The 17,857-nt window shown below is 66.8% G+C and carries 17 protein-coding genes; 5 read left to right on the top strand and 12 right to left on the bottom strand.

The features are described from left to right. Genes M1D93_RS02000 through M1D93_RS01990 form a run of 3 tightly spaced genes read right to left on the bottom strand, consistent with a single transcriptional unit; the run spans position 1 to position 4,142 of the window. Positions 1-1,509: a carboxyl transferase domain-containing protein gene (locus M1D93_RS02000; protein ID WP_461173540.1), complete on the bottom strand. Its 1,509-nt coding sequence runs from the start codon at positions 1,507-1,509 to the stop codon at positions 1-3. Between the two features lies 1 nt (position 1,510). Beyond that, positions 1,511-2,722: a CaiB/BaiF CoA transferase family protein gene (locus tag M1D93_RS01995; RefSeq protein ID WP_461173539.1), complete on the bottom strand. Its 1,212-nt coding sequence runs from the start codon at positions 2,720-2,722 to the stop codon at positions 1,511-1,513. A 55-nt stretch (positions 2,723-2,777) separates the two neighbouring features. Further along, entirely contained in the window at positions 2,778-4,142 is a 1,365-nt protein-coding gene (locus M1D93_RS01990) for an SLC13 family permease (RefSeq protein ID WP_461173538.1), read from the bottom strand. Positions 4,143-4,276: 134 nt separating this feature from the next. Here M1D93_RS01990 and M1D93_RS01985 point away from each other — a divergent pair, with 134 nt between their 5' ends. Continuing rightward, a complete protein-coding gene (locus M1D93_RS01985; RefSeq protein WP_461173537.1) occupies positions 4,277-4,975 on the top strand; it encodes a FadR/GntR family transcriptional regulator in 699 nt (232 codons plus the stop codon). A gap of 208 nt (positions 4,976-5,183) precedes the next feature. Next, positions 5,184-6,635 (top strand): purine-cytosine permease family protein, encoded by a 1,452-nt coding sequence (locus M1D93_RS01980; protein WP_461173536.1) that lies wholly within the window; start codon positions 5,184-5,186, stop codon positions 6,633-6,635. Positions 6,636-6,707: 72 nt separating this feature from the next. Here the strand turns inward: M1D93_RS01980 and M1D93_RS01975 are convergent, their stop codons facing one another. Both M1D93_RS01975 and M1D93_RS01970 read right to left on the bottom strand, forming a co-directional pair. Continuing rightward, a complete protein-coding gene (locus tag M1D93_RS01975) occupies positions 6,708-7,235 on the bottom strand; it encodes a DUF4190 domain-containing protein (protein WP_461173535.1) in 528 nt (175 codons plus the stop codon). 57 nt (positions 7,236-7,292) lie between these two features. Beyond that, a complete protein-coding gene (locus M1D93_RS01970; protein WP_461173534.1) occupies positions 7,293-7,889 on the bottom strand; it encodes a LysE/ArgO family amino acid transporter in 597 nt (198 codons plus the stop codon). 69 nt (positions 7,890-7,958) lie between these two features. On the opposite strand from M1D93_RS01970, the gene M1D93_RS01965 reads away from it, so the two are divergent. Then, entirely contained in the window at positions 7,959-8,918 is a 960-nt protein-coding gene (locus M1D93_RS01965) for a LysR family transcriptional regulator ArgP (protein ID WP_461173533.1), read from the top strand. Here M1D93_RS01965 and M1D93_RS01960 read toward each other — a convergent pair. Then, positions 8,878-9,804, bottom strand: a complete 927-nt coding sequence (locus tag M1D93_RS01960) for an NERD domain-containing protein (protein WP_461173532.1) — start codon at positions 9,802-9,804, stop codon at positions 8,878-8,880. The two genes, M1D93_RS01965 and M1D93_RS01960, sit on opposite strands and share 41 nt — an antisense overlap. 245 nt (positions 9,805-10,049) lie before the next feature. On the opposite strand from M1D93_RS01960, the gene pgm reads away from it, so the two are divergent. After that, complete coding sequence (gene pgm / locus M1D93_RS01955) at positions 10,050-11,714, top strand: phosphoglucomutase (alpha-D-glucose-1,6-bisphosphate-dependent) (protein WP_461173531.1); 1,665 nt, start codon at positions 10,050-10,052, stop codon at positions 11,712-11,714. Here the strand turns inward: pgm and M1D93_RS01950 are convergent. Beyond that, entirely contained in the window at positions 11,711-12,202 is a 492-nt protein-coding gene (locus M1D93_RS01950; protein ID WP_461173530.1) for a 2'-5' RNA ligase family protein, read from the bottom strand. The genes pgm and M1D93_RS01950 overlap by 4 nt on opposite strands. A 69-nt stretch (positions 12,203-12,271) precedes the next feature. Beyond that, entirely contained in the window at positions 12,272-12,877 is a 606-nt protein-coding gene (locus tag M1D93_RS01945) for a malonic semialdehyde reductase (RefSeq protein WP_461173529.1), read from the bottom strand. 193 nt (positions 12,878-13,070) lie between these two features. Between M1D93_RS01945 and M1D93_RS01940 the strand changes: the two genes are divergently transcribed. Then, on the top strand, positions 13,071-14,423 hold the full coding sequence (locus M1D93_RS01940) for a uracil-xanthine permease family protein (RefSeq protein WP_461173528.1): 1,353 nt from the start codon (positions 13,071-13,073) through the stop codon (positions 14,421-14,423). Between the two features lie 11 nt (positions 14,424-14,434). Here the strand turns inward: M1D93_RS01940 and M1D93_RS01935 are convergent, their stop codons facing one another. The 4 genes from M1D93_RS01935 to M1D93_RS01920 form a co-directional block, all read right to left on the bottom strand. Further along, complete coding sequence (locus M1D93_RS01935; RefSeq protein WP_461173527.1) at positions 14,435-15,409, bottom strand: SGNH/GDSL hydrolase family protein; 975 nt, start codon at positions 15,407-15,409, stop codon at positions 14,435-14,437. Further along, a complete protein-coding gene (locus tag M1D93_RS01930) occupies positions 15,406-16,266 on the bottom strand; it encodes a GAF domain-containing protein (protein WP_461173526.1) in 861 nt (286 codons plus the stop codon). Before M1D93_RS01930 ends, M1D93_RS01935 begins: the two co-directional genes overlap by 4 nt. A 129-nt stretch (positions 16,267-16,395) precedes the next feature. Continuing rightward, on the bottom strand, positions 16,396-17,268 hold the full coding sequence (locus M1D93_RS01925; protein ID WP_461173525.1) for a glycosyltransferase family 2 protein: 873 nt from the start codon (positions 17,266-17,268) through the stop codon (positions 16,396-16,398). Positions 17,269-17,446: 178 nt separating this feature from the next. Continuing rightward, entirely contained in the window at positions 17,447-17,818 is a 372-nt protein-coding gene (locus M1D93_RS01920; RefSeq protein WP_461173524.1) for a hypothetical protein, read from the bottom strand. Positions 17,819-17,857: the final 39 nt, after the last annotated feature.

Raw genomic sequence — 17,857 nt, 5'->3', positions numbered from 1 at the left:
TCAGAAGCTCCCGAGGTTACGGTACTTCCCCGCCCGCGCTACCACGAGCTCGGGAACCGGGATCCCGGCAACCGACCCCAGCTCGTATTCGATGGCGCGGGCCATCCGCCGGCAGAATTCCCGGGGTTCCAGCGAGGCGTCGTCCCGCTCATCCACGATGTGGTCCACCAATCCATGGGCGTAAAGGGAAGCCACGTTCACGCCCTGCGCCTGCGCCATGGCAGGGGCGAAGGCGGTAGTGCGGTGGACAATCGCGCTGGCGCCCTCGGGAGGCAGCGGCGAGAGCCAGCTGTGCTGGGCGGCGATGGTCCTGTCCGCCGGCAGCAGCGCCAGCGCCCCTCCCCCGGCCCCCTGGCCGAGCAACACGGAGACCGACGGCGACTCCAGACCGATCAGCTCGTGCAGCGAGCGCGCAATTTCCGCTGCCAGGCCACCCTCCTCCGCTTCCTGCGAGAGGGCTGCGCCCGCGGTGTCGATGACGGTCAGCAGCGGAAGCCGCAGTTCCTCCGCGAGTTTCATGCCCCGCCGGGCCTCCCGCAGCGAGCCCGGCCCCATCCCGGCGGCGTCCTTCCGGAGTGGACGGGCGTGCCCCAGGACAATGCAGGACTGGCTTCCGAAGCGTGCCAGGGCCAGCAGCAGCCCGGGATCCTTCTCCCCCTGCCCGGTCCCGTTCAGCGGCAGGGCGTCGGTGGCACCGTATTTGAGGAGCTGCCGCAGGTCCGGCCGGCGGGGGCGCCGGGAAATCCCAATGGATGTCCACGCGTCCACGGTGGCCGGCCGGACAGCCAGCGTCTCCGGGGCTTCCGGCCGGCCGCCGCGCCTGGCGCAGAGGATATCCAGCGCCCTGCCCACCAGCTCGGCGAGATCCGCCGGCTCCACAACGCCGTCGATCAGGCCTTTGTTGAACAGATTTTCCGCAACCTGCACGTTCTCCGGAAATGCTTCGCCGTGCAGGGCCTCGTAAACCCGCGGGCCCAGGAATCCCAGGAGCGAACCAGGCTCAGCCACGTTGATGTGACCGAGGGATCCCCAGGAGGCCATCACACCGCCGGTGGTGGGGTGGCGAAGGTAGACCAGGTACGGAAGGCCGGCCTGGCGGTGGGCCCGTACGGCGCCGGTGATTTTCACCATGGACAGGAAAGCCAGCGTCCCCTCCTGCATCCGGGTGCCGCCGGACGCCGGACCGGCCAGTAGCGGCAGCCCCTCCGCGGTGGCCCGCTCGATGGCGGCCACTATCCGCTGCGCCGCGGCGTGGCCGATGGATCCCGCCAGGAACGAAAATTCGCTCACGATCACTGCAACCCGGCGCCCCTTAATGAGTCCGGCGCCCGTGATGACCGATTCGTCGGTCCCACTGCGTTCCTGTGCCCTGGCGAGGTCGCGGAAGTACTCCTCAGCCAGCGGTGGCTCCTGCGCGGGCGTATCCCAGGATACGAAGGAGCCCTCGTCCACCACTGTTTCCAGCAGTTCCGCGGCACTGAGGTGCCTGACCTTTTCCGTTGTCGGCATGCTACGCCACCTGCCCGGCAAGGGATGCCAGGCCAAGCCATTCGCGAATGGCCTGCCCGTCCGCGTCCAGCAGCGGCGGCGCGTCATGCTCGGTGACGGTGGTTTCCGCAGCATCGCCCGGGGCAAAAAACCTCAGCGGCGGGCCTGGCAGGCTGACCTTGCCGAGCAACGGGTGGTCCACATCCACAACGAGGCCCTGGGAGGCCACCTGCTCCCACGCGTACACCTCATCAAGCGAGCGCACCTTGCCTGCCGGGATCCCGGCGTCGTTCAGTTTCTGCAGCAGCTCCGCGGCGCCGTAGTTGGCAAAGACGCGTTCGACGGCGGCAATCACCCCGGCGCGGTTCCGCACCCGTTCGGCGTTGCTGGCAAAGCCGGGGGCGGCGGGGTCCAGGCCGAAGGCGGCCGCGAAGGAGGCCCACAGCTTTTCGCTGCCGACGCTGATCTGGACGCTGCCGTCCTTGCAGGCGAACAGGCCGTAGGGGGCGATGGACGGATGGTGGTTGCCCTGGGCCTGCGGCACTTCGCCCGCCACCGTGGTGCGGGTGCCCTGGAAGGCGTGGACCCCGATGAGTGATGCCAGCAGCGAGGTGCGCACCACCTGGCCATGGCCGGTCCGGTCGCGTTCAACCAGCGCCGCCAGTACGCCGAACGCCCCGTTCATGCCGGCGAGGAGGTCGGCGATGGGGACACCCACGCGCTGGGGATCGTTGGGCCCAGAACCGGTAAGAGACATCAGGCCTGCCTCGCCCTGGAGGATCTGGTCGTACCCGCTGCGCTGCGACTCGGGACCGTCATGACCGAAGCCCGTGATGGAGAGGATGACCAGCCGCGGGTTGAGCTCGTGCATGGCCGCGGTCGAGAAGCCGAGCCGGTCCATGACGCCGGGGCGGAAGTTCTCGATCACCACATCGGCCCGCTCCAGCAGCCCCCGCAGCACGGCCTGGCCGTCGGCGCTCTTCAGGTCCAGGCTGATGGATTCCTTGTTGCGGTTGCAGGACATGAAGTACGTGGACTGCAGGTCGTCCTGCGGGCCGACGAAGGGGGGACCCCAGCCGCGGGTGTCGTCCCCGGTGCCGGGGTTCTCCACCTTGATGACGCGGGCGCCCAGGTCCGCCAGCATCATGCCGGCGTGGGGACCTGCCAGGGCCCGGCTCAGGTCAACCACAAGGTGGCCGGCGAGGGGGCCTCGGGTGTTCTCGGTTCTGCTCATGCGCTGGTTCCTTTTCTCAAACAGGCAGGGAAGTGTGTGGCGGCGCCCCGGTCCGCTACAGCCAGCCGGGGACGACGAGCGCCAGCCAGGCAAGGGCGGGGCCGGCAACGATGACGATGCCGCTGTAGCCCAGGATCTTTTTGTAGAACCGGTCCTTGTCCACGCCTTCCGGGGCGTTGGCCAGTACCAGGGCCCCGTTGGTGGAGAAGGGCGAGACGTCCACGATGGTGGCTGAAACCGCCAAGGCGCAGATGACGCCGACAGCTCCAATCTCGCCCGTCGAGAGGAACGGCACTGCCAGCGGGATCAGGGCGGCGAGGATGGCGGTGGAGGAAGCGAAGGCGGAGACCACGGCGCCGATGTAGCAGATCAGCAGGGCCGCCAGCAGGGGCAGGCCCATACTCGCCACGCCTTTGGAGACAAACTCGATGGTTCCGGCTTCCTCGAGGACCCCGACGAAGGTCAGCATGCCGCAGATCAGCAGCACTGTGGACCAGCTGATCTTGTTGATGGCGCCCTTCTGGGCGGCGGGTGAGACCAGGGCCAGAACGATGGCGATGGTGATGGAGACAAACCCGACGTCCACCTTGAACCCGAGGGCGATGACGGCCAGCGCGATCAGGCCACCGATGGTCACCAGTTGCGGGAGGCGTTCTGACCGCTCCTTGGTGGCTGAGACGCCATCGCCGGCAGGGTCGCGGGGGCCGTACATGCCGGAGCCGAAGCCCTTGAAGGACACGTCGCCGGCCTTTGCACCGACGCTGACGGCCATCCGCGCTTCGGCGGCCTGCTCCACGAAGTGGCTTACCTTGGAGGACAGAAGCGCCCGCCCGCCCAGAACCGCAAAGAGCACCAGGGCGATGAGGGTGTTGAAAACGAGGCTGGACAGGAACAACGCGGTGGGGCTGAAGGCAAGATCGGTCTTGGCCAGGATGCCGTTGACGGTAACGCCGTAGACGGCGATGGGCGAGAAGCCGCCGGCCTGGGCGCCGTGGATCACCATCATGCCCATCAGCAGCGGGCTGATCTTGTACTTTCCGGCGAAGCTGAGGGCGATGGGAGCAATAATTGCGACGGCGGCGGGAGACAGTGCGCCCACGGCGGTGATGACTGCCGTGATGGCGAACATCACCCAGGGGATCAGGGCAACCCGGCTTCCCACGAGCTTGACGGCGCCGCGCACCAGGAGGTCGATGGTGCCGTTGTTCTGGGCGATGGCGAACAGGTAAGTGACGCCGACGATGGTCAGGAAAAGGCCGCCGGGGAAGTTGGCCAGAATGTCGTTGGTGGACATACCCAGCACCACGGTGCCGAGCAGGAAGGCGCCAACGAAAGCGAGGGCACCCATGTTCAGGGGCAGGACGGTGGCAAGCAGGAACATCGCCGCCAGGATGATGATCGACAAGACAGGAGCGGACATCGTTGGTCCTCCATTGGGGAAGAAAAAGTGTGACGTGAGTAACTGGCTCACTGGACTAGCCTCCTAGACAGTGAGTCTATCTGTCAATAGCACCTCCCTGTACTCTTGAAGGAACGACGACGTAGCGAGGGCTTGTGGAAAAGACATCACGGTTGGGACTGGAGCGGGTTACGCGGCCCCGGCTTTACGAACAGCTGGTGGAGCAGATCCTCGCCTATATCGAGTCTGCTCAACTGAGGCCGGGTGACCTCCTCCCCGCGGAACGGGACCTTGCCGAGCGGCTTGGCGTTTCCCGTGCGACCCTGGCCCAGGCCCTGGTGGCCCTTGAAGTCCTTGGCGTCATCGACGTGCAGCACGGCACGGGTGCGGTCCTTGCGCGCCGGCCCAGTGTTGCGTCCGTCATCAAGGGCTTGCGTGAGCACCGGAGCCGGCTGCCGGAGATTGTAGAAGCGCGCAGCACCCTGGAGGTCAAGCTTGCTGCGCTCGCCGCCATGCGGCGGACGGACGAGGACCTAAAAGCGATCGACGAGGCCCTGGACGTCATGGCCCGGGAGATCAGCGACGGCGACCGCGGCACCCACGGCGACGAGCTCTTCCACCAGGCCATCACCGAAGCTGCCCATTCCCCCGTGCTGGCCCAGCTCATGGCGTTTATCGCGGAAATGATCCTGGAAACCAGGATGGAATCGCTTGGACAGCCGGGCCGGCCCGAGCAGTCCCTTGCCTCGCACCGCAAGATCGCCGATGCCATCCGGGCGCAGGATGCGGAGGGGGCGGCGGAGGCCATGCTGGCCCATATCGAGCTCGTTTCGGATGTGGAGCTGCTCCGCTAAACGCCGCCCACCCGACCCGGAGCACGACTCCCCCCTAACGGCCAATTCCCCTTGGAGCGCGCGTGGAATAGCTCATCCGGAGGGCAATTTTGCGCCGACACGCCGGGCTGTCTGGAGCACCGGACACCCGGCCGGTCTTTTCTGTTCTTATCGGGCCGCAAACCCAGTGTGATGGAACCTACGTTTCATCACCCAAGGAGTTTTGGCCATGGCCGCAGGAAGTACAGCCGTAGAGGCACGTTCGATTGACATGATTCCGCCCGGCGAGCGCCACGGGAGCCCACGGGGGCAGTTCACACTCTGGTTTGGCGCCAACGCCCAGATCACCGCCATCGTGGACGGCGCCCTTGCCGTTGTTTTTGGTGCCGATGCCTTCTGGGCCATCGTGGGACTGCTGGTCGGCAACGTTGTGGGCGGCGCCGTCATGGCCCTGCACTCGGCCCAGGGACCCAGACTTGGCCTGCCCCAGATGATCTCCAGCCGCGCGCAGTTCGGCGTCTACGGAGCCGTCATCCCCCTGGCCCTGGTGATCCTGATGTACGTGGGTTTCGCCTCCACCGGAACAGTGCTTTCCGGCCAGGCCATCAACCTGATGCTCGGCGTGGAGGCCCCGGCTGTGGGCATCCTGATCTTTGGCGCGGCAACAGCCCTGCTCGCCATTCTCGGTTACAAGTACATCCACGCCCTGGGCCGCATCGCCACCGTGGTTGGACTGGCGGGATTCCTGTACCTGACCGTCGCCGTTGTCACGAAGTTCGACATCACCCAGGTCATGATGGTCAAGGGCTTCGAATGGCCGACGTTCCTGACCGCCATCGCCCTCGGCGCCGGCTGGCAGCTCACGTTTGGCCCCTACGTCGCCGACTACTCCCGCTACCTGCCCGCCGACACCTCCGAGCGCAAGACCTTCTGGTACACCTTTGCCGGGTCCGTGGGCGGCGCGCAGTGGGCCATGACCCTGGGCGCCATCGCCGGCGGCCTCTCCGCCGCGAAGCTTGGCGGTGACTTCCTCAAGAACCAGGTGGGCTACATGGGCGACCTCGCCGGCGGCGGCCTGATCGCCATCTTCATCTACCTGGTGATCGTCACGGGCAAACTCACGGTCAACTGCCTCAACGCCTACGGCGCCTTTATGTGCGGCGTCACCATCAGCACCGCCATCAACCGCAAGGATTCCGTGTCCAAGACCCTGCGGATCGTTTTTATCGTTGCCGTGATCAGCGCCAGCGTCCTGATAGCGCTCTTCGCCAGCAAGGACTTTTTGAACCTCTTCAAGAACTTTGTCCTGCTGCTGCTGATGGTGTTCACGCCGTGGTCCGTGATCAACCTCGTGGACTACTACAAGATCTCCCGCGACCGCCTGGACATCCCGGCGCTGTACAACCCGGACGGACGGTACGGCCGCTGGAACGCGGCCGCGCTGGCATCCTATGGAATCGGCGTCGTGGTCCAGATCCCGTTCCTGGCGCAGGCGCTGTACACGGGCCCCGTCACCAAGCTGCTGGGTGGCGCCGACATCTCCTGGCTGGTGGGGATCGCCGTCACTCTGGCCATCTACTACCCCTGGGCGAAGGCCACCAACCGTGCGCCCGCCGAATCAATCTATCCGGCGGGCCCGGCGGAGGACACGGTTTCGCTGGCGGCGGCCGGCAAAGCCTAAGAAACGAAAGATGCCCTATCACTTTTGGTCCCTAAAGCCTTGGGGACCAAAAGTGATAGGGCATCCGAGGGTTTAGAAGGTGTTCGTCGTCGTGGTGCTGGCGTATGCCAGACCGATAATGAGCAGCAGCCAAAAGGCACCGTAGCCCAGCAGGCACAGGTAGCCCAGGACCAGGCCGGTGATGGACATGCCCTTGCCGGACGGCTCCCGTTTGAGCGCCATGTGGCCCGTCACGATCGCCGCGGCCTGCGGAAGGAGCAGCCAGCCCATAATCACGGAGGCGATGCCGCACACCATGCTGGCGATGCTCAGGGTTTTGGGCTCGGCCGGCATCCCGTAATAGGCGGGCTGACCGTACGGGCTGGGAGGCTGCGCGTACGGGGCGTGTTGCGCATAAGCGCCGGCCGGCTGTCCGTAGTGATTGCCGGCGTACTGGTTCTGTGCATCGTGGCCGTACGGCGGCGGGGTGGGAACATCCGGCCCGTAGGGCGGCACGAAGCGGGGTGGTTCATAGGCCGACGGCGGCACGTTGGGTTGCGGGTCTGCGCCCGGGTAGCCGGGCCCCGGATAGTCAGGGCGCTGGGAAGGCTGGTCAGTCAAGGTTTCCCCCTAGGATGTTGATACCCAGCCTACCGCTGAAGCGCCCTCCGGAACCGGTCAATGCACTGCAAGCCTGATGGCGAGCACCAGCATCAACACGCCGATGGCCAGGTCCACCCAGCGCCAGGTGCGCGGGCTGCTCAGGACGCCCGCCAGCCTCCGAGCCCCATACCCCAAGGCGGAAAACCAGAGCACACTGCCGGTGACGGCGCCGCCTGCGAAGACCCACCGACTCCCGGCGCCCTGCTGGTTGGCAAGGCTGCCCAGCAGCACCACCGTGTCCAGGTACACGTGGGGGTTCAGGAAGGTCAGGGCGACGGCAGTGGCGACCACCGAGTGCTTGGATCGGGGCGGCTGTTCGGTCAGCGAGGAGGGCTTTAACGCCGCGATGAAGGACCGGACGGCAAACCACAGCAGGTATGCAGCCCCGCCCCAGCGCAATATCTCCAGGGCCTCCGGAAAGCGGGTGACCAGGGCTCCGATGCCGGCCGTGCCGCCGAGGATCAGCAGTGCATCTCCCGCCATGCATACGGCCACCACCACACCAACGTGTTCCCGCCGGATTCCCTGGCGCAGCACGAAGGCGTTCTGCGCCCCGATGGCCACGATCAACGCGAGGCCGGTCAGAAGCCCGGTCATCCCTACAGTCCACATGCCTCGACGCTAAAGGACCGTCACAATAAAGACAAATGACATATTCTGCGGAGTCATTAGAATAACTTCATGAACTTCGAGCATCTGAGGGCACTGACCGCCGTGGTTGACGAGGGCACGTTCGAGGCAGCGGCGGACGCGCTGCGCATCACCCCCTCAGCCGTGAGTCAGCGGATCAAGGCCCTGGAAGCCTCGGTGGGCCAGGTGCTGGTGCGCCGCCGGGTGCCGTGCACTGCCACCGACGCCGGCATGCTCTTGCTGCGCATGGCCCGCCAGGTACAGGTGCTCGAGGCCGAGACTTCGAACGCCCTGGGCGGTGGCGCGTCGTCCCGGACCCACCTGCCGGTCGCCGTCAACGCGGATTCGCTGGCCACCTGGTTCATCCCGGTCCTGGCAGAGGCTGCCGGCTGGGATGACACCACCATCGGCCTCCATGTCGAGGACCAGGGATACAGCAGCCAGCTCCTGCGGGAGGGGGAAGTGATGGGCGCAGTGACCTCTGATCCCGTCCCCGTGAGCGGCTGCCGGGTGGAGCTGCTGGGGCATATGCGCTACATCCCGGTGGCCGCCGCCGGACTGCATGGCCGGTTCACCACTCCCCAAGGCCTGGACTGGGCGGCGATGCCCGTGCTGAAATTCAATGCCAAGGACACCCTCCAGCGTCATCTGCTTGAAGCCAAAGGTATTGATCAGCTTCCGCCCACCCACACCGTTCCGTCCTCGGAAGGATTCCTTGCCGCTGTCAGGGCCGGTCTGGGGTGGGGGATGATCCCCGAACTGCAGCTCACGGAAGAGATCGTCGAAGGGTCCCTGGTCCGCCTGGAGGACAGCCACCAGGACGTTGCCCTCTACTGGCAGTCCTGGACGCTGGACTCCGAACGGCTCAACCGCTTCACGGCGGCCGTCCGGCAGGCCAGCAGCAAGCTGCTGGTTCCGGCTCACTCCGGGGCAGGCAGGGAACAGCCGCCGTCAAGGGCCAGCCGTGGGGCTAGTACCCCCAGTACGGGAGGATATAGACGGCGAAAATGACGAACGCCGCGAGCAGCGCCAGGCGTCCCGCACCCACTCCGGCGTGCTGGTGGGCCTTAACGTTCCGGCCCTGCCGCACCCCGGCTGCCTTAAGGTGGCGGCCCGCCGGATGCCGGGCGGAGCTCCCGCTCCTGGTTGAGGTGTTCCTGCCCGTTGCGGGTTTGGGGCCACCTTCGGAACGCGAATCCTCCGCCGTTCCCTGTCCAGTTGCGCCCTCGGCGGCTGGCCCACGTGGCGGCAGGGCACCCGTTGGCTGGACCACGGTCCCTGGCCGGACGTTCCGGAACGCCGTAATGCCGGCCTCCTGTTCATGCGTAAGCTGCTGGCCGAGGTGCGCGTACAGTCCCACTACCGTCTGTTGGTCCAGCACCTGCGGGAGCGACTCGATGGCCGCCACCACCCGCTGGGCACCTGCCACGGCGACATCGGAGCTTGTTACACCAAAAAGGTCCGGCTGTGCAGCCATACAGATGAGCGGACGCACCAGCCGGCGGTGCGGCGGGGCCATCACCGAGGCGACGGCGGCGCACTGGGCCAGTGCCCCTTCCACTGCCTGGGTCCGTGCGTAGCGGCCCTGCCACAACACGCCCGAGGAGACCCGGACTTCTCCTGTCCAGTTCTTGGCGTCCACCACCACCACGCCGCCCGGCCCCACCAGGACATGGTCCAGGTTGGCCTTGGGCCGGCCCGGCCAGTGGACGTCGTGCAGCACGTACCAGCCGCGCGGCACCAGTTCGCTCAGCTTCTCTGCCACCACTCGCCCGCCGACGGCGTCGGCGTCCCAGGCCTTGGTGGAACGTTCGGCCTGGTCGAGCCGGCGCTTGAGCCTGGCAACCCTTTCCGCAGCCAGCCTGGCTTGCTCCGTTGCCCCGTCCCCTGCCCCCATGGCCGCCCTGCTTCCCTTGCCGGAGGACGACGGCGGGAGGCCGCCGTCGTCCTTTGCTCACGGACATTCCGCCCGATTTTTCGAAAGTAACAGGGCGCGCGGGCGGCGGTATATAAGTACTTTGCCGCTTCGGTACTCAGGTGCCCTACTTGGTTGATGACGTTCTTCCGTCACAGGGCGGGACACAGTGGCCGGATTGTGGACGGATCGTTTTGGCTGCGGCCCGGGTCTGGCATGCTGGTGCCATGGCTAGCCGCGCGGGTACAGTTGCCCAACCCCAGGACCTTGTTGACATCACAGCGCTTCTTGACGCGTATTACGACATCACGCCGGATCTGGGTGATCCCGGCCAGCGCGTGGTGTTCGGCACCTCAGGGCACCGCGGTTCCAGCCTCAAGGGGTCCTTCAACGAGAAGCACATCGTCGCCATCACCCAGGCAATCGTGGAGTACCGTGCCGGGCAGGGCATCACCGGCCCGCTGTTCCTGGCGAAGGACACCCACGCCCTGAGCGAGCCGGCGCAGAATTCGGCGCTTGAGGTGTTGGCCGCCAACGGCGTCCAGGTCCTCATCGACGCCCGCCACGGCTACACCCCCACTCCGGCGCTGAGCCACGCCATCCTTACGTACAACAGGAACGCCGGCGCCGGCGCCCCGCAGGCTGACGGCATCGTGGTCACCCCCAGCCACAACCCGCCGGCCGACGGCGGCTTCAAATACAACCCGCCGCACGGCGGCCCCGCCGATTCCGATGCCACCGGCTGGATCGCGAACCGCGCCAATGAACTGCTCGAGAACGGTTTGCGCGGCGTCAAGCGCGTCCCGCTGGCCGACGCGCTGGCCGCTGACACCACGGGCAAGTTCGACTTCCTCAGCAGCTACGTGGACGATCTCCCCTCAGTCCTGAACCTGGACGCCGTGCGCGAGGCGGGCGTCCGCATCGGCGCCGACCCCATGGGCGGTGCGGCAGTGGACTACTGGGGCGAGATCGGCGAGCGCCACCACCTGAACCTCACCGTGGTGAACCCCAGTGTGGATCCGCAGTGGGCCTTCATGACGCTGGACTGGGACGAGAAAATCCGCATGGACTGCTCCTCGCCGGCAGCCATGGCCTCGCTGATCAAGCGGATGTCCGACGCTTCATCCTCCGGCCAGTCAGCGTTCGACATTGCCACCGGCAATGACGCCGACGCGGACCGCCACGGCATCGTAACCCCCGACGGGGGGCTGATGAACCCCAACCATTACCTTGCCGTCGCCATCGACTACCTGTACCGCAACCGCAGCGGCTGGAACCCCGGGTCGGTGGTGGGCAAGACCCTGGTGTCTTCCTCGATCATCGACCGCGTGGCGGAAAGCCTGGGCCGCAAGCTCGTGGAGGTTCCGGTCGGCTTCAAGTGGTTTGTGCCGGGGCTGCTCTCCGGTGAAGGCGCCTTCGGCGGTGAGGAATCGGCCGGCGCATCCTTCAACAAGTTGGACGGCAGCGTCTGGACCACGGACAAGGACGGCATCCTGCTGGCCCTGCTCGCCTCGGAGATCACCGCCGTCACGGGCCAGTCCCCGTCGCAGCTCTACAAGGGCCTGACGGACCAGTTCGGGGCGCCTGTTTACGCCCGCATTGACGCTGCCGCTACCCGGGAGCAGAAGTCGGCACTCGGCAAGCTGTCGCCGTCGGACGTCACGGCAACAGAGCTTGCCGGCGAGCCGATCATCGCCAAGCTCACGGAAGCCCCCGGCAACGGCGCCTCCATCGGCGGGCTCAAGGTGGTCACGGAGAACGCCTGGTTCGCCGCCCGCCCGTCCGGCACCGAGGACGTCTACAAGATCTACGCGGAGTCCTTCAAGGGCGAGGACCACCTCAAACAGGTGCAGGCGGAAGCCAAGGCCCTGGTGGACGGCGTCATCGCCTAACCGGCTGCGTCGTCCCGGCTCCACAGCCGCAGGACGCGCCGGACGGTGCGGTCACCGTCCGGCGCCATGTCCACCAGCGCGATCCGGTCAAGCACGACGGCGTCGCCCGGGTTCAGGCGCTTATCGCCGTGGTGCGAAACGTGCGGCCGGAAGCCGGACATCGTGTGGGCCGGCGTCAGGATCTTGCCGCCCAGGCTTTCGACTGCGGTGACCAGTTGCTCGTGGAGGGCCTGCAGGTCCGGCTGCGGTTGGATGAGGCTGACGGGCACAGAACCGTTCCGGCCGAACCCGGCGTCCTTCCCCACGGTGAGGCTGGCGCCCAAGGCTGCCCTGGCGTACGGTGCGGCGAGGGCCGCCGCGTGTTCGGCCGCATCGTCAGCGCCGGCGTCGAACCGTACCAGCGTGATATGCAGGGGCCAGTGTGTCCGCGGGAAAACCAGCCCGTCCGTGACAGGCTCGACAAAGGCAACCAGGATGAGGTTCCGCATCTGCCCAGTCTGCCACCGCCTCCTCAAACGCCCCATCACGTTCCGCCCATCAAACCCAAACGGAGGGGGTTAGACGGTGCGGACAACGTCCTCGTAGGCGAACTTGGGCTTGGCATCGCCCCAGGCGTCCTCGGCCGGCTGGCCGATGTTGACCACCAGGAAGCTCTTCTGGTCGCCCTCGGGGAAGAAAGCGGCGTCAATCGCGGCAAAGTCGGCGCCGGTCATGGGGCCTGCTGCAAACCCGAGCGACCGGACGGCCAGGATGAAGTAGCCGGCCTGCAGGTGGGCGTTGTTGTTGCCCGTGGCGGCAGCAAGTTCCGGGTTGGCGTCGTACATCGCCTTCGGGGCGTTGTAGCCGGGGAGGAAGTTATCCCACTGCCCGGCCCAGTCGGTGTCGTAGCTGAGGATGGCAACCAGGGGCGCGGAAGCGGTCTTGGCGCGGTTGCCCGGCATGAGGGCGTCCACCAGTTTCGCGCGGGCTTCGTCCGAGCGGACGTAGGTGACGCGCAGGGGCTGGGAGTTGAAGGCCGTGGGGCCAAACTTGGTCAACTCGTAGATGGCCTGCGCCTGCTCGTCGCTCACCTCTCCGGTGAAGGAGTTGGCGGTGCGGGCCTGGGCGAAGATGGCGTCGACGGCGGCCGAATCGATGACTGCTTCTTCGTGGGCAATGGTCATTGGCTTACCTTTCGCTGCGCCTCCCCGCTGCTGGGGCGGCCTCGTTGCTGTCCATACTTGCAACTTCAAGTAGGTGCGCCCTCTTCCCGTGACGGCAGGTGACGTTGGGCACAGCTGACCAGCACAAAAGGCGGGCGGTATTCTGGAGCAAGTTGCGATCCTCGCCCCGGCACCCCCTTTGAAAGGCCCCCTCATGAGCATGCTCGGAATCAAGTGGAAGCTGCACGGCACCGGGAAGTCCATCAAGCCGGGCCACGTGGTGGCCCCGGATGAGCGGCTGGCCTGGCCGCTGACCATCGGCGTGGGCATGCAGCACGTGGTGGCGATGTTCGGGGCCACCTTCCTGGTACCCATCATCACCGGCATGCCCCCGGCCACCACCCTGTTTTTCTCGGGCATCGGCACGTTGTTGTTCCTGGTGATCACCAAGGGCCGCGTGCCCAGCTACCTCGGCTCCAGCTTCGCGTTTATCGCCCCCATCATGGCGTCGCAGCAGCAGTTCGGCGTCCCGGGCGCCCTGGGCGGGGTGGTCCTGGCCGGTGCCGTCCTGGCCGTGGTGGGCGCCATTGTGCAGAAGTTCGGCGCGGGATGGATCAACCGCCTGATGCCGCCCATTGTCACCGGCGCCATCGTGGCTCTGATCGGCCTCAACCTTGCCCCTGCCGCGAAAAACAATTTCGACGCCGCCCCCGTCACCGCGGTGATCACGCTGGCCACCATCATCCTGGTCAGCGTCCTGTTCCGCGGCATCCTGGGCCGGCTGAGCATCCTGGTGGGCGTGGTGGTGGGCTACCTCGTGGCAATGCTCCGGGGCGAGGTGAGCTACGAAAAAATGGAGGCCGCCGCCTGGGTGGGCCTGCCGCAGTTCCAGACCCCCGAGTTCCATGTGGGCGTCCTGGGCCTGTTTGTTCCCGTGGTGCTGGTGCTGGTGGCCGAGAACATCGGCCACGTGAAGTCGGTGGCCGCAATGACGGGCCAGAACCTCGACGGCGTCTCCGGCCGTGCGTTGATGGCTGACGGCGCCGCCACCGTCCTGGCCGGCTTCGGCGGCGGTTCCGGCACCACCACCTATGCGGAGAACATCGGCGTTATGGCCGCCACCAAGGTTTATTCGACGGCGGCCTACTGGGTGGCAGGCGTCTTCGCCATCCTGTTGAGCTTCTCCCCCAAATTCGGCGAGCTCATCGCGACCGTTCCGCCGGGGGTACTGGGCGGTGCCGCCACCATGCTGTACGGCATGATCGGTATCCTGGGCGTGAAGATTTGGGTACAGAACAAGGTGAACTTCTCCAACCCCGTGAATCTGACTACTGCCGCCGTTGCCCTGATCATCGGCATCGCGGATTACACCTGGACTATCGGCGACCTGAAGTTCACGGGCATCGCCCTCGGTTCAGCCGCCGCCCTGGTCATTTACCACGGCATGAAGGCCATCGCGAAGGCCAGGGGCACGGTAGCGGAGCCCGAGACCGAGCAGGTTGGGCTGCCGCCTGCCGCCAAGGCAGCGATGAACGCAGCAGCGAAGCGCACGCCTAAGAAACGCTAGCGCCGCATCCGCTAGGCCACTTCGCCCGCTTCGTCCTCGTCTTCAGGCCTATCCCCGTCCTCCGGTACTGGCGGACGCAACGGCCCGAAACTTCCTGCCGCCTGCGCAATATCCTCCGGCGGCCCCGCCGGTGCTGTACTGGCCGGGTGGCCAGGAGGGAAGGGACCAGGGAGGCCAAGGCCGAAGACGGGTCCCGGTTGCGGCCGCTTCGCCGCCAGGGACTCCGGCCGACGCCAGAGCCGCTGGAGGACCCACGGAAACAGGTATTGCCTTGCCCAGATGAGGTCTTCCGCCCTTGCCTGCGTCCAGCCGTGGGATGGAACCGGCCGCGGCTGCAGGGCCTTGAGCGTATGCGGTACTCCCAGCGCGTCCAGGGTGGCAATGGCCACGGCCTGGTGGCCCAGCGGTGAAAGGTGAAGCCGGTCCTGGTCCCACATCCGGGCGTCGTGCAGCGCCGGCAGGCACCACAGGTCCACCATCACGGCATGGTGGCGCAGTCCGATCGTGTGGAGGTGTTCGTTGTAGATGGCCAGCCTTCCCCGGATCTGGTTAAACACGGGCGTGCTTCCCCAGTCCGGTCCGGCGAAAAGCAGGACCGTGGCGCCGGTTTCGGCCAGCAGGCCCACCGCCTGGTCCATCTTCTCGGCCAGCTTGTCGGGGTCGCCCCGGTGGAAGACAACGTCGTTTCCGCCGCCGGACATTCCGATCAGGTCCGGCTTGAGGGCCAAGGCCGGCTCCAGCTGCCCGTCCAGGATCTCCTGCAGCACCAGTCCGCGCACGGCGAGGTTCGCGTAGGCGAAGTCGTGCTGGCCGGCGCTGAGTTCCTCTGCCGCCCGGTCCGCCCAGCCACGGAGCCCGCCGATGCTGCGGGGCTCGGGGTCACCCACCCCTTCCGTGTAGGAGTCGCCAAGGGCTATGAAGCGGTGCCACGGGTGCCGTGCTCCCAATGGTCGTCCTGGCCATGTTTCCTGCTGGTCGATGGTCATGACCGCCGTCCTCTCGCCTTGGGGGAAGGATCCGCTTCGGGGGCAGCAACTGCCCCAAGCGGCTGGTCCAGCTCCGCCGGCGCCACCAGGCGGAAATCCTCAACATCCTCGAACGGCTCCCGGCGCGGCCCGGAAGGATCCCTGCCGGGGACCGGCGCAACTATGGTCAGGGCTGCGTCGCGCAAACCCAGCTCGTGGTGCGATGCCTCCCTTTGCAGGAACCTCAGGGCACCCTCGCGGGAGAGGCCGTACTCGTCCATGAGGCTGCGCACCGCCAAATCCACCAGGACCAGAGAGCTTTGGGCGACGGCGAGGCCCGCCGTTGCTTCGGCGCGCTCCGCCACCCGCACTACTACCCGCAGTGCGCGGGCAACCTGCTGGACGTAGCTCCGGATCCGGAGAAGGTCATCGCTGGTGAAGGCGTGGGGCGAGGAGGCGTAAAGGTTGATGGCGGCGCTCGTCCCGCCCTCGGCAACGATGGGCACCGACAGGAGCGACTGAACGCCGTGGCTTGCGGCCGCGCTGGCGTACCCGGGCCAGCGCCGGTCCCGGCTGACGTCGGAAAGCAGCACGAATTCGCCGCTTCGCAATGCCTCGATGACTGGTCCGTCGGCGAAGGAACACTGTTCCCGGTCCGCCTCGCGTGCCTGATCGGCGCTGGCAGCGATGGTGTGCCCCTTGCCCAGGCGGAAGAGGGTGGCTGCCCAGCCGATACCGCGGTGTTCGCCCTTAATGTCCGCCATGAAGTCATGGGTGACGTCCCAGAGGTACGTTTCGACATCTTTGCTGTCGAAAACCGGTTCCGGGGGCAATGGAAGCGGTCCCCAGCCAACCGGCCCAGCAGGTTCAGCGGCCATGTTCCCACGCCTTTGTTGAGCGCGTCGGCCTACTGCAAAACCTCGATTTTTAAAGAATACGTCCGCCGCCCCGCCGGCGGGAGGGGCAGCGGATGGAGCTGCCTCGCCTGCGGCTGCGGCGTCCCCTGCTTACGCCTGCGACTTTGCGCTGAGCACGACGTCGTAGGCCTCCACCGTGCGGTCCGTCACCGTGGTGGGGGACTCCAGGTGGACGGCTCCGGAGGGTAGGATGCCGGCGGCCCCGTACCTTTCCATGACCTGCCATTGGGCCACGACGTCCTCGCCCGCGTGGTTCATGGGAAGGCTGGTCCAGAAGGCAAAGCCGCCTGCGGTGTTCAGCGCTTCCCGCCGGTAGAGCACGCATCCCCCAAGCCAGGCCACGCGGTAGGGCACCCATTCCCCCGGGGCCAGGGAGAGGTCAGCGCTGAGATGGCTGAGGTTGGCGGCGTTGTGCAGCGGCCAGCGCTCAAATCCAGGGGCACCGGGCCGGATGCGTTCCGCCGTCACCGGCCCGTCCCATGCTTCAAAGCCGGCCGTTTGCTCCGGCCGCCTGTCATCAAGGTAGGACAAGCCCTGCGGAGCCATCCCCACAAAGCCGCAGTCCAACTCGTCCAGTGCCTGGGTGAGCCGCTCAAGGGCACCCGGTTCGAGCCAGATATCGTCATCGAGGAAGAGGCACTTCTCCGCCGTCGACTGCTCCAGCAGGAACTGGCGGTGTTCCGCCAGCCCGCGCCGTGGCAGGTGGCGGAGCAGCGTGACAGGGCGGCCCTGGGCTTCGAGGACCCGCACCATGGCCGCGGCCGCTGGATGTTCCCAGCCCGGGCCGTCAGTGGACTGGTCGCTGACCACCACCCGGAACGCAGGGTCAGCCTGCCCTGCCAGGCCCGCCAGGGTCACGGCCAGTTCTGCCGGCCGGTTGCACGTGGGAACCAGCACGTCCACTGCCACGCTGTCCGGCATCTCAACACGCCGTGCCCACTGTTCTGATGATCTCCTGCTCACAGCCTTTCCTCCTGGCGCCTGCCTCGGCCTCGATAGTCGGGTTCGCTGTGTTCTGTACCCACATCACCGCAATGTATGCCCAGAGACGGCGAAGGCCTCCGTCCCTGCCACCCAGGGAGGCAGGGACGAAGGCCTTCAGCTGCAGGTGCACGCCCCTTAGGATGCGGCACCCAACAGGTCACCCGGCGTCGAAGCTCTCGCCGCCGTCGTCATTTGGGGATTTCTCTTCGGGCAGGTCGTTGCCGCTGCCGTCCGGAATGCCGGCGGCCTCCTGCCCGGGCTCCGAGGATACCGGGGCAGACCCCTGGGAGTCGTCGTTACCTTCGTCCAGTTCAGCTTCGCCCGAGGGAAGGTCCACGTCGCGGGGTACAGGATCCTCACCGGTGCCGGACTGCGGCTCGTTCGTCCCTACGCTGCCTGGTTCACCGGCACCACCGGTCCCCGAGGCGTCGGCAGAGCCCTGGACGCCGCCCAGTTCCTGCTCAGCGGTGGGAGTGCCGTAACCGCCCGGGTCCGTTTCCGGTTGGGCGTGCTGGTTTTCCTGCGTCATGGTTCCTCCTGTTGTGCGTTGGATGAAGCTGAACTGGGG

It is taken from the genome of Arthrobacter sp. Z1-9, assembly GCF_054792695.1.
The sequence above is the reverse complement of the archived record's forward strand: the minus strand, read 5'-3'. Positions and strand labels throughout refer to the sequence as shown.

Bases quoted from the DNA above. Each gene is read 5' to 3' on its own strand.
- M1D93_RS01980 (WP_461173536.1), top strand. From the start codon at position 5,184: ATGGCCGCAGGAAGTACAGCCGTAGAGGCACGTTCGATTGACATGATT.
- M1D93_RS01930 (WP_461173526.1), bottom strand. From the start codon at position 16,266: ATGGCCGCTGAACCTGCTGGGCCGGTTGGCTGGGGACCGCTTCCATTG.
- M1D93_RS02000 (WP_461173540.1), bottom strand. From the start codon at position 1,509: ATGCCGACAACGGAAAAGGTCAGGCACCTCAGTGCCGCGGAACTGCTG.
- M1D93_RS01950 (WP_461173530.1), bottom strand. From the start codon at position 12,202: ATGCGGAACCTCATCCTGGTTGCCTTTGTCGAGCCTGTCACGGACGGG.
- M1D93_RS01935 (WP_461173527.1), bottom strand. From the start codon at position 15,409: ATGACCATCGACCAGCAGGAAACATGGCCAGGACGACCATTGGGAGCA.
- M1D93_RS01965 (WP_461173533.1), top strand. From the start codon at position 7,959: ATGAACTTCGAGCATCTGAGGGCACTGACCGCCGTGGTTGACGAGGGC.
- M1D93_RS01920 (WP_461173524.1), bottom strand. From the start codon at position 17,818: ATGACGCAGGAAAACCAGCACGCCCAACCGGAAACGGACCCGGGCGGT.
- M1D93_RS01940 (WP_461173528.1), top strand. From the start codon at position 13,071: ATGAGCATGCTCGGAATCAAGTGGAAGCTGCACGGCACCGGGAAGTCC.
- M1D93_RS01970 (WP_461173534.1), bottom strand. From the start codon at position 7,889: ATGTGGACTGTAGGGATGACCGGGCTTCTGACCGGCCTCGCGTTGATC.
- pgm (WP_461173531.1), top strand. From the start codon at position 10,050: ATGGCTAGCCGCGCGGGTACAGTTGCCCAACCCCAGGACCTTGTTGAC.
- M1D93_RS01990 (WP_461173538.1), bottom strand. From the start codon at position 4,142: ATGTCCGCTCCTGTCTTGTCGATCATCATCCTGGCGGCGATGTTCCTG.
- M1D93_RS01945 (WP_461173529.1), bottom strand. From the start codon at position 12,877: ATGACCATTGCCCACGAAGAAGCAGTCATCGATTCGGCCGCCGTCGAC.
- M1D93_RS01995 (WP_461173539.1), bottom strand. From the start codon at position 2,722: ATGAGCAGAACCGAGAACACCCGAGGCCCCCTCGCCGGCCACCTTGTG.
- M1D93_RS01960 (WP_461173532.1), bottom strand. From the start codon at position 9,804: ATGGGGGCAGGGGACGGGGCAACGGAGCAAGCCAGGCTGGCTGCGGAA.